Source organism: Pedobacter sp. G11 (genome assembly GCF_003860265.1).
GTDB lineage: Bacteria > Bacteroidota > Bacteroidia > Sphingobacteriales > Sphingobacteriaceae > Pedobacter > Pedobacter agri.
Map to the genome: position 1 here is coordinate 384363 of NZ_CP034190.1, position 14068 is coordinate 398430.

The 14068-nt window shown below is 40.5% G+C and carries 12 protein-coding genes; 3 read left to right on the plus strand and 9 right to left on the minus strand.

Annotated features, from left to right (window positions below; genetic code table 11):
- Positions 1–24 precede the first annotated feature (24 nt).
- From EA772_RS01605 to EA772_RS01620, 4 genes are all read right to left on the minus strand, one after another.
- Positions 25–2493 (minus strand): TraG family conjugative transposon ATPase, encoded by a 2469-nt coding sequence (locus tag EA772_RS01605; RefSeq protein WP_124910946.1) that lies wholly within the window; start codon positions 2491–2493, stop codon positions 25–27.
- Positions 2490–2843 (minus strand): DUF4133 domain-containing protein, encoded by a 354-nt coding sequence (locus tag EA772_RS01610; RefSeq protein ID WP_124910947.1) that lies wholly within the window; start codon positions 2841–2843, stop codon positions 2490–2492. Before EA772_RS01610 ends, EA772_RS01605 begins: the two co-directional genes overlap by 4 nt.
- 57 nt (positions 2844–2900) lie before the next feature.
- Positions 2901–3194 (minus strand): DUF4134 domain-containing protein, encoded by a 294-nt coding sequence (locus tag EA772_RS01615; protein WP_246834095.1) that lies wholly within the window; start codon positions 3192–3194, stop codon positions 2901–2903.
- 83 nt (positions 3195–3277) lie between these two features.
- A complete protein-coding gene (locus tag EA772_RS01620) occupies positions 3278–3811 on the minus strand; it encodes a hypothetical protein (RefSeq protein WP_124910949.1) in 534 nt (177 codons plus the stop codon).
- 363 nt (positions 3812–4174) lie between these two features.
- On the opposite strand from EA772_RS01620, the gene EA772_RS01625 reads away from it, so the two are divergent.
- The gene (locus EA772_RS01625) at positions 4175–4915 is read left to right on the plus strand and encodes a LytTR family DNA-binding domain-containing protein (protein WP_124910950.1); all 741 of its coding nucleotides are present in this window, start codon (positions 4175–4177) and stop codon (positions 4913–4915) included.
- Positions 4916–4919: 4 nt separating this feature from the next.
- Here EA772_RS01625 and EA772_RS21980 read toward each other — a convergent pair whose 3' ends face one another.
- Positions 4920–5057 carry a hypothetical protein gene (locus EA772_RS21980; RefSeq protein ID WP_168187465.1) on the minus strand — a complete coding sequence of 46 codons (138 nt, stop codon included), beginning with the start codon at positions 5055–5057 and terminating at the stop codon, positions 4920–4922.
- 82 nt (positions 5058–5139) lie between these two features.
- Between EA772_RS21980 and EA772_RS01630 the strand changes: the two genes are divergently transcribed.
- The gene (locus tag EA772_RS01630) at positions 5140–6216 is read left to right on the plus strand and encodes a sensor histidine kinase (RefSeq protein WP_168187466.1); all 1077 of its coding nucleotides are present in this window, start codon (positions 5140–5142) and stop codon (positions 6214–6216) included.
- Positions 6217–6319: 103 nt separating this feature from the next.
- Positions 6320–7087, plus strand: coding sequence for a LytTR family DNA-binding domain-containing protein (locus EA772_RS01635; protein ID WP_124910952.1), 768 nt, complete (start codon positions 6320–6322; stop codon positions 7085–7087).
- A 121-nt stretch (positions 7088–7208) separates the two neighbouring features.
- Here the strand turns inward: EA772_RS01635 and EA772_RS01640 are convergent, their stop codons facing one another.
- From EA772_RS01640 to EA772_RS01655, 4 genes are all read right to left on the minus strand, one after another.
- Positions 7209–8222 carry an HlyD family efflux transporter periplasmic adaptor subunit gene (locus EA772_RS01640; RefSeq protein WP_124910953.1) on the minus strand — a complete coding sequence of 338 codons (1014 nt, stop codon included), beginning with the start codon at positions 8220–8222 and terminating at the stop codon, positions 7209–7211.
- Positions 8223–8230: 8 nt separating this feature from the next.
- Positions 8231–10417, minus strand: coding sequence for a peptidase domain-containing ABC transporter (locus tag EA772_RS01645; RefSeq protein ID WP_124910954.1), 2187 nt, complete (start codon positions 10415–10417; stop codon positions 8231–8233).
- Between the two features lie 67 nt (positions 10418–10484).
- Positions 10485–11255 carry a GLPGLI family protein gene (locus EA772_RS01650; RefSeq protein ID WP_124910955.1) on the minus strand — a complete coding sequence of 257 codons (771 nt, stop codon included), beginning with the start codon at positions 11253–11255 and terminating at the stop codon, positions 10485–10487.
- Positions 11256–11264: 9 nt separating this feature from the next.
- On the minus strand, positions 11265–14057 hold the full coding sequence (locus EA772_RS01655) for an outer membrane beta-barrel protein (protein WP_124910956.1): 2793 nt from the start codon (positions 14055–14057) through the stop codon (positions 11265–11267).
- Positions 14058–14068 lie beyond the last annotated feature (11 nt).

A 14068-nucleotide genomic window follows, 5' to 3' on the forward strand; every position in this document is an offset into this window, starting at 1 on the left:
ATTTCCCATAGGTTTGAGTTTTAGTTAAAAAGTGGTTGAATTTCTGATATCTGTGGCTAGTGCTACAATCCCCTTCTGGATGCTGCCGAACTTTTCTGCATATGCCTGTACCTGCAATTTTTCGGTTTCTTCAGTAGTATAGGCTAAATACTCTTCCAGCGATACTTCCGTTCGATACACCTGGCTATGCTGTCCACCGAGGGAGACAAATACCTCTTTATATTTTTTAGCAGGATCATTTGCCCGGTTCACGGAAAGAATCTGGGATTTCTCCTTTTCAGTCAGGCCAAGCAGCTGCTGGATATCGTCAAACTTATTCTGATACTTACTTTGATCGAGCAATATCTTACAGTCCGAATTATTGATGATGGCCTGCTTCACAACGGGAGAAGAAATAATATCCTCCACCTCCTGGGTAACGACTACCGCCTCACCAAAGAATTTACGCACGGTCTTAAATAAATATTTAATGTATTCTGCCATGCCTTTCTTGGCAATTGCTTTCCAGCATTCTTCAATCAGGATCATCTTTCTTATTCCCTTCAGCTTTCTCATTTTGGAGATAAAGACCTCCATGATGATGAGTGTAACTGCCGGAAAAAGTATCGGGTGGTCCTTGATTGCATCAAGCTCGAACACAATGAAGCGTTCAGAAAGCAGATCCAATTGGGCAGTTGCATTGAGGAGATAATCAAATTCTCCCCCCCGGTAATAGGGCTTTAAAACATACAGGAATCCTTTGATGTCGAAATAGTGCTCACGCACACCGTTTTCCTCAAGTACCTCCAAATACTCTCCCGATAAAAAATCGTAAAAAGAATTAAAGCATGGAAAGATATCCGGATGAAGCTCCAGATGCTTATAATATAGCGTCAACCCGTTAGAAAAACCCACATATTCTGCCCGTGAAAAACTCTCTCCTTCCTTCTTGGAAAGCGCCAAGAGCAATGTTTTGATGCTTTCTTTTTTCTCCGTATCCAGCACATCCCCCTTCCCTAAATAAAAAGGATTAAATGCAATTGGATTGGCTTCAGAATAACTGAAGTAATAACCACCAACCAGATCGCAAAGCCCCTTGTAGCTATGTCCAACATCCACCAGCAAGACATGTGTACCTTGCTCATAATAGCTCCGGACCATATGATTGGTAAAAAAGGATTTACCTGAACCCGATGGACCAAGAATAAACTTATTACGGTTGGTGGTATAACCCAGGCGCATCGGCTCATCCGAGATGTCTACATGTATCGGTCTGCCCGACAGTCGCTCGCCGAGGCGAATCCCAAATTCAGAGCGGGAATCGCGATTATGGCTTTCCATATTAAAAAAACAAGTGGCCTGTTCTAAAAAGGTATCAAAAGAATCGTTCATTGGGAAATTGGCCTCATTACCGGGCAGTCCGGCAAACCAGATCTGCGCCTGCCCGTCGGTCTCCCGTTTGGCAGCTGCATCGATGGACGCCATGGCAGAGCCTACTTTGTTTTTGATATCCTTTAGCAAGGTTTCATCTTCAGACCAAGCCATCACATTGACATGCGATTTTACCGGAATCCTGCCCATCGCTACTGCTTCATTGAGAAAATCATTGATAGCGTCTCTGCCATTGGCATTTTCGCGGGAATAGGAAGAAAGGGAATGAAGACGTAGTTTTTTAGCTTCCAGTCGTTTGATGGTTTGCTGGGCATCACCGATAAAAACATATTGGTTCAGGATGTGATTGCAGTCTAAAAGCTGCCCAAGCGGCGTAGCGAACCCTGTGCTGAATTTTGATTTATCTGTTGAATAGGGTTCGTAATTTATCCGGCTACCGCAAAATGAAGGCAAATCCGCTACATCAGAAAGGGTATAGATTTCCATGTGTTTTTCTCCAATACGGATCTCATCCCTCAAATGAATATCACGAATAATCGGCATGTCTTTATCCCCTAGTAAAAAGCAGTACCGTTCGAGGATACCGCCGGCATTTGCTTTGCCACAGATGTCGTTATCATCCTGACGAAGCATAGAAACGAAACCGGAATCGGTCATGATCCTTTCAAACTGCCCTGCCTTGTCTATAAAATCCGAAAGCATTGCAGGATTTACCGTTTGCGGTGGTACCAGATTACCCTGCAAGAGTCCAGAAGTCGACGAGGTTGCAGATTTAATACGGGCAGCTTTTTTGGTCAGAAAAACATAACAACTGTGTTCAACATAAGGTCTTTCATTGAAAAAACGCTCGCTGGAATGTGAAAGAAAATCCTTTTCATCTTTTTGGAAATCTGCCTTAAAAGTTTCCTGCAGGAACCAATCCTGTTTATGGAATATGCTGTTTGAAGGCAATACCTTTATCGCTTTTACCCAAGCCTGGTGATAAGCCTCATAATCCTGGTCAGAGAGCGAAAAAATTTCCGGCAAAAGCAGTTTATAGGCCAGGGTAATATCTCCGCTAAAGGAAAGGATGCAGCCCTGCTCAACTTTGTAGATCGGAAGTGTGTTTACGGCTTCTTTCATTTCTTTACATTTAGATTTTGAAGATCAATTTTATTGTACTTCAGATTGATGAATAGCCGGCGAGAAGAAAACCGGACGTATGTTGGGAGTCTCTTTTTTGCCAGGTACTTCATAAGTCCATGCTCACCAAAGCGGTAGCTGAGGCGAAAGGTGACCATAAAGAGTGCTGTTCCAAGGATCAATATCAATGGCATGACAATCAGTAGGCTTAAGCCAGAAATGTATAGAATGGCAAAGGACAACAACAGGAGCACCAATCCAATGGCCAGATAGGCGATGTACTGTGCTTTCAAGCCTTTAAACACTATTGGCTTGGAAACCCCCTTATTGATTTGATAAACTGCTCCCATGATTTTTCATTTTTTTGTTATTGATTTTCATTGTATTCAAGGGCTCGCTTCGCTCGGTTATATCCCAAAAAATGATTTTAGCACCGTTGCAACTACAACCAGAAAAATACAACTCCCAAACCAGGCTGCTGCCACCTTATTGGTATCGGATTCACCAGCGTTCCATTTATTAAAAACTTTGATGGCACCGATGATACCCACAATAGCGCCAATGGCATACATCAGATCGCAACCGGTATCGAAATACCCTTTAACCTTATTGGTTGCTTCCTGAATTCCCGCATTCCCGTCCTGGGCGAAGCAGGAAACTGAAAAAATATAATTGAGCGTTAACCAGGCAAGTGTGAACATTGTGATCTTGGAGAGGACAAGTCTCTTTGCAGCTTTGAATGAATTCGTTTTCATGATAAAATCGTTAAGTAAAACTCAGTTAATTAGTCCCACAGGTATTCAAGTTCTTCCTGGGTAATTGCAAATGGTGAATGGTCGCGAATAAACTCATTGATCTTGCCGATATTGGGGTTAGAACCGATACGCCCATATTTTTCACTGATCATGGCGGCCATAGCGAAAAAGTCCTGTTTACTGCCGTTTTCTTTTTCAAGAATCCCGAAAATTTCTTTCAGTTCCTGAATGACATCAGGCACCAGCCCCAACTGATCTAACTTTTGATCTTCATTGCTGTAAGTGGAATGATCTCCAACGGAAAAATTTAACGCCCCCATACCCACCAGGTCCAGTCCTTCGGGCATTCTTGATTTTCCCATAATATCCAGCTCAGGGACAGTAGATTGGTTTTCTTCCGAGACGTGTTTGCCTGGTGAGAGTGAAGGTGGCCTAGAAATGGAGCCGGAGATAAACGCTTTTGCTTCTTTACGATAGACAGTAAAGAGGAGCGCCAGATACCAGAGTGCAGTCACTATGGCGAAGAAAATGAGGAAAGTTGTCCAGGAAAATTGTTGTAACATAAATCTAAGATTTTCCGGCCTGCACCATTGCTGACCTTTGTTGGTACAAATTTTAGGAATTGGCGAAATTTTGATTCCATACTACGTGCGTACTTCCGAACGATTTTCTGGAGACCCATGGATTTACTACGCAAAGGCAGGATAAAGGGGTTTAGCACTATTAAAGTAAAAGGAAAAGTTTTGAATCTTGATTGGTGTTTGACAGCACTAGATCGTATAATCGCCGGTATTTTTAATATGCTTTGAAATAAAGGCAAAAAAGATGTTGTTAAAGATTTTCAAACAATCCTTGACAAATGCATAATTTTCGCTAGTTTGGTAAACATGATTTTTTTACTAGAAACTATTTCTTTCCAGTAGCCAATGAAACTTAAATGTATAATAGTAGATGATGACATCCATGCCATCAATGGTCTAAAATCCTACATCAATTTAATGCCACAGCTTGAGCTAAGCCATATTTATACGGACCCTTTAGAGGCTTTGACAGAAATCAATAGTTTAAAAGCGATCGATATCATTTTCATGGATGTAGACATGCCGGTTATCAACGGAATTGAACTTTCAAAATCAATCCGTCACAAAACCAATAAACTGATATTCACGACCTCACACTCTAAATATGCCTATGATGCTTTCGAGATCCATGCAAATGATTTTTTGCTAAAACCTTATACGATGGCACGTTTTGCAGATACGATAAACAGGCATTTCCCCAAATCAGAGACTGCTAGTAATAGCCAAACTCTACAAAAGGACGATTATTTTTTCGTCCGCAATAAAAATGAGCGCAATAATTTAGTTCGTATTAAATTTGCGGAGGTGATTTTTATTGAAAGTCTTCAGAATTATATACGCATCCATACACTGAATGATTCAGTTGTGACCTATATGAGCCTAGGGGAAATCAAGCTGGTTCTGAAAGACCAGCCTGATTTCATTCAAATCCACAGGTCATTTGTCATCTCTCAAAGTTATATATCTAAAGTTGAGGGGAATACAATTTATATGACTGATGGGACGGAACTGACAATTGGAAAATTTTACCGGGAACAGGTTATGGACTTCATTAAAATGAAAACCATCCGAAGTAACCGATTTTAAATCATCACCTGGCGACTGCCCGGGTACCCACTGTAATTGTTATTGTAGTGGGATCAGTCGGGATAGTTTCGTTATTTGCTACCTGAAATTTTCCTTTGAACACGAACACGGTTCTTTTGATGATTCTTTGTTGATTTTTCATGAGTTTGTTTTGTTTATTTTTGAAAAATCAGGCAAATGAGAATCAGCTAATAATTATTTATACACTTGACCCAACTACTTGGATGAACGACCTCAGTACCACAAAAAACGGCATCAGGAATTTTCTGGAATGCTATCGATACCACTTTTACCTTTGGGGGATTTTCATCTTTTATGAAATTGCCTGGATAGGATTGTATTCGGGATTTTTTGGTAATCCGGTCAGGTATTTTATTGTCTATTCCCTGAACATTGGACTGTTTTATTTTCATGCCCTAGTCACACTAAAGTGGAGCATACAAAAATCGAAAAGTCCCATTTCGCTGATTCCGGTTCTTTTTGTCCTGCAGACTGCAGCCTATGTGGGCATGATGTATGGCATTCAAAAACTGATGATAAATTACACCCGTTTTCTCGATGGAACCACTGTTAAATTTGATTATCAGTTTTGCCTTGGAACAATTTTTCGGGCCTTTTATTTCATTCTTTTTTCTACAGGCTATTACTTTTTACAGAACTATATAGAAGAACGCAGGAGAACCAAAGCACTGGAAAAAAACAAATTGGAAAACATGGTTAATCTTGCCCGTTCTGAAAATGCCTATCTTCGCGCACAGATTAACCCTCACTTTTTATTCAACACATTGAATTTTCTATACCACAATGCACGGGATAAAGCACCCGTTGCCGCAGAGGGAATAAGTGCGTTATCTGAGATGATGCGTTATGCGGTTGACAGCGATTTCAACAAAGAATATGTAGACCTCGGCAGTGAGTTGGAACAGGTTGAGAACCTGATCAACCTGCACCAGCTCCGGGAAAACCATAGCTTATGTTTAAGATTGTTTTATGATGATGAAGTCCGTGATGTTAAATTTATTCCATTGGTATTGATTACCATTGTAGAGAACATATTTAAGCACGGCGATCTTACAAACAGTAAGGTTCCGGGAACTGTCCATATTAGTTTTGATGAAGGCTTGCTGTCTATCAGGACCAAAAATCTGATTGCAGCAAAAAGGTTTAAAGGAAGTTTGCATTCCGGGATGTCGAATATCAGTAAGCGCCTGCAATTTTCTTACGGAGAACGGGCGGTGATAAGTTTTGGGGAAGTAGAAAATAATATTTTTTTATTTTCATTGACAGTTAGAATGATTTAGACCGCGGTAAAAATGCAATGCTTGTCTCCACGAACGTCAATCGCTACGTGACAAAAGTGACGTATTTTAATAATCAGAATGTTAAAGTTATCTTCAAAGATTAATGAAGAAAATGGTTAAATGCATTGCTATAGATGATGACACAGTAGCGCTTGACAGTATAAGTGAATACATCAAACAATGTGATGGGCTTTCGTTGGCAGGAAGGTTTGCCGATCCAATTATCGCATTAGCAGCAATTACTGAAGCTGATCCGGTAGATCTCATCTTCATGGACGTGGAGATGCCCAACATTTCAGGAATCGAATTAGCCTCCCTTATCCGACATAAAACAAAGCATCTAATTTTCACCACCTCATTCTCAAAATATGCTTTAGATGCCTTTAACGTTTCCGCAGACGCATATCTCCTTAAACCCTTCACCTATAATTCTTTTATTTCGAAGATAAGCCGCCTTTTTACAACGGAAATAGAAAATAACCATCATGCACTAGCGGGTGAAACAGAATCCTTCTATATCACATTGGAAATGGATGACAACCTTAGAATAATTAGAGTTCCAAGGAAAGATTTTGTTGCTATAAGCGGTGATAAAGAAATTATTTGTATTCACTCAACGGCTGAGTCAATCAAATATAAAAGTTTGAAAACAAAAAGTGTCGTTCAATCAATTTCAGGCTATCGTGGATTTATCCGTATAGATGATTTTTCGATAATTTCGGAAAATCATATTTGTTCGATAAAGGGTGCAAGCATCTTACTGACAAACGGACTAACATTGAAAGTCGCCAAATCCTATCAATATGATTTTGAGGCTTTTATTTCCAAAAACCTGTTACGTACTAAATTTAAGGCATTAAAAAACATTTGAACAAACCGGGATTTGAATTTTTTTGTACTCATCCTCTTTTTTTAACTAAAAGAGACAGACGGTCACCAAACGGAAGTTCGAAGCTCGTTTTAAATGGTTTATCTGATTGTGCCCCCTTGGACTAGATCCTGGTCATTTGTCTAGTCAGATTTCTGAATATCCTTTGTAGTAAAGAATTATTCTCGGTGATTACCTCCACATCTGCGCGCATGCCACTGTTAAGCATTAGCTTTTTATTTGCATTTTTTTGTTCGAAAGGTTGCAGACTGACCCTACCCAGGTAAATACTATCTTTATAAAGTACATCAGATAGATTACTTATTTCACCCTGCAATATTCCAAACTGTTGAAATGGATAACTTTTGAGTTTTATCAGCACCTTCTGGCCGATCTTGATCTTCGCTCTGTTTTCCTGGGCAATGGATATTTCCCCAAAAAAAACGTGGTCGAGGCCGCTTACGGTAAGAAATTTCTCGCCTGGCTTAATCATCTGGTTCTGCGAGAATACGCTGGAGTAATTTAGAATACCATGTATTGGAGCCCTTATGGTATAGGTTTTTAAATACCATTCGAGGTTTTTCGAAAAATCATTCAAAGCGCGGATTGAATGAAAATAAGCTGCTTTTTTTAACTTAGTTTTTGGGATTTGTCTCTTGTCGTGATACCAAACTGAAAAACTGTTATAAAGCTTTTCATAAGCATCCTTAAGTTCACCTAATTTTAAATTCACCGGTAAATGGGTACGGATGCTACCTGCTTTAGCTTCCTGCCTGATTGCCTCAATGGTGGAGAAAACAACCAAAATGTCCTCATGGCGTGCACCTGTTTCCAGAAAGCATAAAATTTGTCCTTTCCTGACTAATTCACCATTTTTGGCAACAATACCTGTCACTATACCACCGTTTGCTATCGCTACTTGGTGAACCGGGATGATGGATTTTATTTTCAGATTGGATGTTATGACTTCCGGATAATCTATCAGTGCTGCCCCAGTTAAAATCATGATGAGTAGGCTAAAAACCAGACTTATACCCCATCTCAATATCCAGCGGGGCACAGCGGTTATGATTTCGTTAAGCTCATCGTTATGGAGCTGTTGAAAGGCGTCTTTTCTGCAGGGACTTTTGTTTTCCATTTAGTCAATTAGTTGTCGAGTTCAAGTTGATTTTTCACCAGCTGAAAGTATTCCCCTTTTTGGCTGGTTAGTTCAGCGTGGCTTCCCCGCTCTATAATCCTACCTTTATCCAGGACAATGATATGGTCGGCATTCTTTACAGTGCTGAGGCGATGGGCGACGATTACGACTGTCCGGCCCTTGAAGAATTCCTCAAGATTTTGCATGATCACTTTTTCGTTATTGGCATCAAGCGCATTAGTTGCCTCATCAAAGAAAATATATTCCGGATTTTTGTAGACTGCTCTTGCAATTAGGATTCTTTGTTTCTGTCCCTGGCTGATTCCGTTTCCTTCGGCACCAATCTTGGTGTTTAACCCCAAAGGAAGTGTACTAATTAGCTCCGTAATATTAGCAACATGCACCGCATGTTTGAGCTTGGTTATGTCTGGAATTTGATCCCCTACGGCAATATTCTTTGAAATGGTATCTGAAAATATAAATCCGTCCTGCATTACAACCCCGCAGTTGCTTCTCCAGAAGCGATATCCAATCTGTTCCATGTCCAGGTTCCCGACCTTGAGCTTACCTTTTTTGGGTAGGTAAAAGCGGAGCAATAACTTTAGGATAGTTGTTTTCCCGCTTCCACTCATTCCAACGATTGCCGTTGTTTTGCCTTCCTGTATATCAAAATCCACACCTTTTAGCACGGGCTCATTGCCTGCACCGGGATAGGTGAAGCTTACATCATTTAGGCTCAAAGTTTTTCGAAGTGGAAGTGTGTGGATAAAAGCTTTCTCGGTGGGCTCTTCATCTTCCATCTGGTGAATTTCGTTCAGCCGCTCCACGCTTATCTTTGCATCCTGCAACTGTTGAATAAAACTAAGCAGTTGCTCAACCGGACTATTAACCTGACCTACAATATATTGAATAGCCATCATTGCCCCCAGTGTGAGCTGTCCATCGATGACCGCTTTTGCGACCAGAAACGTAATCAAAATATTTTTACCCTCATTAATAAAAAATGCTCCAGCCTGCTGAATCTGTCCCAGCGAAAGGCTGCGGATACTAACCTTAAAAAGTCCTGCCTGTAAGTGTTCCCATTCCCAGCGTTTTTGCTGCTCACAGTTGTTCAACTTAATTTCCTGCATACCGCTGATCAGCTGTACTATACTTCCCTGATTTTTAGCCGCCAGATCAAAACGCTTGAAATCAATATCTCTTCTTTTACGTAAAAAGGCGATTACCCATGCCGAGTAGAGTACTGCGCTTGAAATAAAGACAAGGAATATGTTAAGGTCATAATAGGCAAGTACGATGGTAAAGACGATTAAATTAAATACATTAAAAATTACCGTGAGCGTGGAACCGGTCAAAAAATTTTCAATCCTTTTCTGATCATTCATCCGCTGCATAATATCGCCCGTAAGCTTGGTATCGAAGAAGCTCATAGGGAGTTTCATCAGTTTGATCAGAAAGTCTGTAAGTATTGAAATATTAATCCTGGTACTGATGTGTAGCAGAATCCAGGATCGCAGGAAATCGACACTGGTCCGGCCAAAGAAGAGCATTGTCTGGGCGATGAGTATGATGTAAATAAAATTGAGATTTTTGGTATTGATACCAATATCAACAATAGACTGTGTTAAGAATGGGAGAATCAGTTGCAAAAGACTTCCGACAGCCAAGCCGAAGAGCAACTGTATAACCAGCTGTTTGTACCTCAATAAGTACTTCGATAAAAATTTAAAGTTGATACCTGCATTTTTGTCCCCTTCCTGTGCAAAGAATGCAGGCGTCGTGGAGAGCATCAGTAGAATCCCCTGCATATCTCCTTCACTAAATGAACTCAACCAATGTTTGATGAACTCAGCTTTGGAATATTCGATAAGTCCTTTTGCAGGGTCGGCAATCTGATAGCGACCGTTTTTAATGCCATACAGGACAACAAAGTGATTTTGTTCCCAGTGGAGGATAGCCGGAAGTTCAATTTCTGCGATTTGCTCAGCTGAAAGTTTTGAACCCATTGTCCTGAAACCTATTTTTTCCGCGGCTTCACTTATCCCTAGAAGGGAAACTCCCTCACGGTTAATTCCAGAAATGTCCCTGAGGTGCTGCAGACTAAAATTTTTTCCATGGTATTTAGCTACCATACGTAAACAGGTTGGTCCGCAATCCATTTGATCCTGCTGTCTGAAATGTATAAATTTTTTCAATATCTGTAGGCCTGAGTGTAAGGTAAATTAAGGGTGAAGAATCCAATTGGGCGAGGTTCTGTAGAAACTATAACAGTAAGGCTTTAATGATTTCGCCACCTCCTCCTTCAAAATTCTTTAAGGTAGTCCGAAGTAGCGGAACAAGTTCTCTGTAAGTGATTTGTCTGCCTTTAACTGGTTTGGAAACTGGCACCATGGGTTTGCCAACCTCTACTCTGGTGGCAAACCAGGAAACATTTTCATGCGGAAGTGCTATACCTAAAATCATACCTGGTAATCCTGAAAATGATTCCGGGCCTCCTGAGAGCGGAATACTGGTGGTGTAAAAAGCAACTGCATAGACAGAATCCAATACCAGGCCATTTGCTCTCCTACAGAGAAATCCTGCAATATCCCTGGTTTCATCGGTAATCTTCCAAGTTATTTTTTTTAGACTGTCATTCACCAGGAAGATATCACCCAATACTTTTTTTTCTGTAACCGTTTTTTTTTCAGTGAAGTCGGAAAAAACAACGTTGATCTGTTCAGCAATGGGCTGCCCATTCCAACGATTCTCCACCTGATTGTCCTGCGCTGTTAGGGGCGTAAAAAGGGATTTATTTTCTGCGAATGACAAGACGCTTTTCATAGTGAGAAACTGCGGATGGGAGGTTTTGTATTTGATATAATCCTCCCGCATGGAATTGGAATTGAACTTGTTCAGAGATTTTTCTATAAATGCATACTTGTTAACCCTGCGTTCATATTCAATTTTACCATTCAGGACGGACCCCTTCTCCTGAGCGACTGAGCGCTGAGAAATTAAAGATATCACTAGACAAAAAATAAATGTTCTCATAAAATAAAATTATTGTGCCTGACGTCCAAACCCGCTGAAGTCCCAGCTTAGCGTGGCCATGAAATAGCGTCTTATCGTGGTGTAACTATTCTGGATGATGCTTGATCCAACGGTATTTCGCGTAAATCCCCTGTTTTGGTTTAAAATATCATTTGCGGAAAGGGAGAATCTTAGACTTTCCTGTTTGAAAAATCTTTTTGACAAGGCGCCATTAAGCAGCAAAACACTATTACTTTGCTCGAAAGCAGTGGTTCTTCCCTGATAATCGTAAGTTGCGTTTGTGCCAATGATAATTTTGCCGGGGAGGTAGACATTCAGCGTCGCATCACCGACTAAGCCATAGCCACTGTTATCCAAACTCTTTTGAAGCGAGGATACATTTTTTTGGTAGTTTGGACTGACGCCCATGTTGAGATCAAACTTGTTTGTTTTGTAAGAAAAAAGACCAATCCTCGCTGAATAAAGCTGCGCCAGGCGTCTGGCCAAAATACCATTATTATAAGCATAGTTACTATTTAATGCGTACGATAACCTCAAGGAGATACTTCCTTCAATGGCTTGGATTTTTTTTGTATAAGTTCCGCTTAGGGAGAGATTTTGAATGTTATTATCCGCCAGGTTTACCGAACTGTATACTGCTCGCCCATCTTGCTGAACATCATAGGTTGTTATAATTGGATTGGAGATGATTGAATAGAGCCCGTCGATGACAATTCCAATGCCTTTGATCTTTTTAGAGTCTACATAATTTAACCTTAAGGTGTGGCTGTAGGATGGCCTCAGGTTTGGGTTACCTATCTGAATATTGAGTGGGTCGGTATTTACTCGAATGGGTTGAATCTGCTCAATGGTAGGTTGTTGTGCTTTACCTGAATAAATCAAATTAATCCAACCTCGTCCTGACAGTGTTTTCATATAGGTTACCAAAGGAGAAAAATTGTAAAACTGCCTGTCCGATGTTTCCATCGAAGCAAGATCTTTTTGCTGGAAATCAATGTTAGTTACCTTTGCGCCGATGTTAAGGCGGTCGGTCGTTTTCTGGTATGAAAATGTGGATCCGAGCTGGTTTGTTAATTCTTCCAATCGGTAATCATTACTAAACTGATCGTCGATATCGGTATATCCTCCACCGGGATTAAACGTTAACTTTTCCGACCGGCTTCTGTTAAATCCCAAACCGTAGTTGAATGCTACCGACCAAGTCTTGGAAAGTGGTTCAGTGTAGGAGATGGTCGTACTGAACATATTACTTTTAACGTCTGAAGTTTTAAACTGATCCACGAGCTCCCTTGAAGTGACATTCCCTGTTTGCCCGTAAAACGTATTTGAAGAATATAGAAATCCTTCGGACTGGTAATCAAATGATGATCCCGCGAGCTGCAGACTTAAAGTTCTTCTTTCTTTCTTGAATTTTTTATTATAGAGCAAATTGAAGTCAAATTGTTTGTGCTCCCCTTTTAAATTAAGGCTACGGATTCCATCGTTGAGCACCCGATTTTCTTGATTGCTTGTTGAAGAAGCATAGTGGTTGTCCGTTTCATTTTTTTTGGCAAGACCGTCGACCATCACTTTTAAGGAGGAAAGAGAATCCAGCCTCGCGAAATAGGTAATGTCTATTTTCTGTCTGAATGCCGAATTTTGAAATGCCTGGGTAGATGTAGTTCCGATTGTTGTGGAGGAAAGGTCGGTTTTCCTGATTGCATTTCTTTCCCCGTCCACATCCAATGAACCTATTGCATAATTGCTGTTAACAGATTGTTTATCATTATTCCATTTGGCATCATAATGTGCACCGGCGGTCTTGGCATTGGGAATACCCTGTCCATTATAGCGCTCATTATTGAGCTCCAGATCATCTACAATATTCAAGGAAGCAATTATTCCGCCCTGAAATAATTCAAAAGTTGGTCCATTGATGCCATATTTGTCATTTTCAGAACTGCTGAGTGCTACTTTTCCGGTATTAGCGGCATTGCCATAAATCGCAAATTTGCTCTTATTTCTAAAGACATTTAGCATGGCCTGAGACTGAAAAAAATCATTATTTCCCCCACCTGCCAAAAGCTTTCCGAAGTAGCCTTTCTTTTTATCCTCTTTTAGTTTAATATTGAGTGTTTTGGTTTTTACACCATCATCAATACCTGTAAATGCAGCCTGATCGCTTTTTTTATCAAAAAGCTGAATTTTATCCACCATATCTGCCCTGATATTTTTGGTTACCAGGGTGGGATCATCCCCAAAAAATTCTTCTCCTTCCAGTAGTACTTTACCAACCTTTTGCCCGAAAGCCGTTATTTTTCCGTTATTATCAACCTGAAATCCTGAAATCTGTTTCAATAGATCCTCAACCTTCGCATTAGGCTGAATGATGAATGATTTGGCATTGTATTCTAAAGTATCACCCTTTATCTGGAGCTGCTGGGCCTGCCCCTTGATGGTTACCTCTGCCAAAAGTTTGGCGAGTGGCTGTAGCTTTATTGTACCCAGGTCAGAAGCATTTTTGTTGTCAATACTTACACGCTGCACATAATCTGCATAGTCCGGGCAGCTTATTAGAAGTAAAAAATTGCCCGGTTTCAAATTCCGGATGTTGAAGGAGCCGTCAGATTTTGTCCAGTCAAAGCTCACCAGTATCGAATCTTTGGCATTTAAAACGCTGACACTTGCATAGGCTAACCTTTTGAGAGAAGTTGTATCTTGAACAATTCCTGAAATTGAAGTCGACTGGCCGTAGGCCTTTGAAAGGAGTCCTATAAATATGGAAATTACAACTAAAATTATTCTGACGCTATTTCTTAACATGAAGGACTACT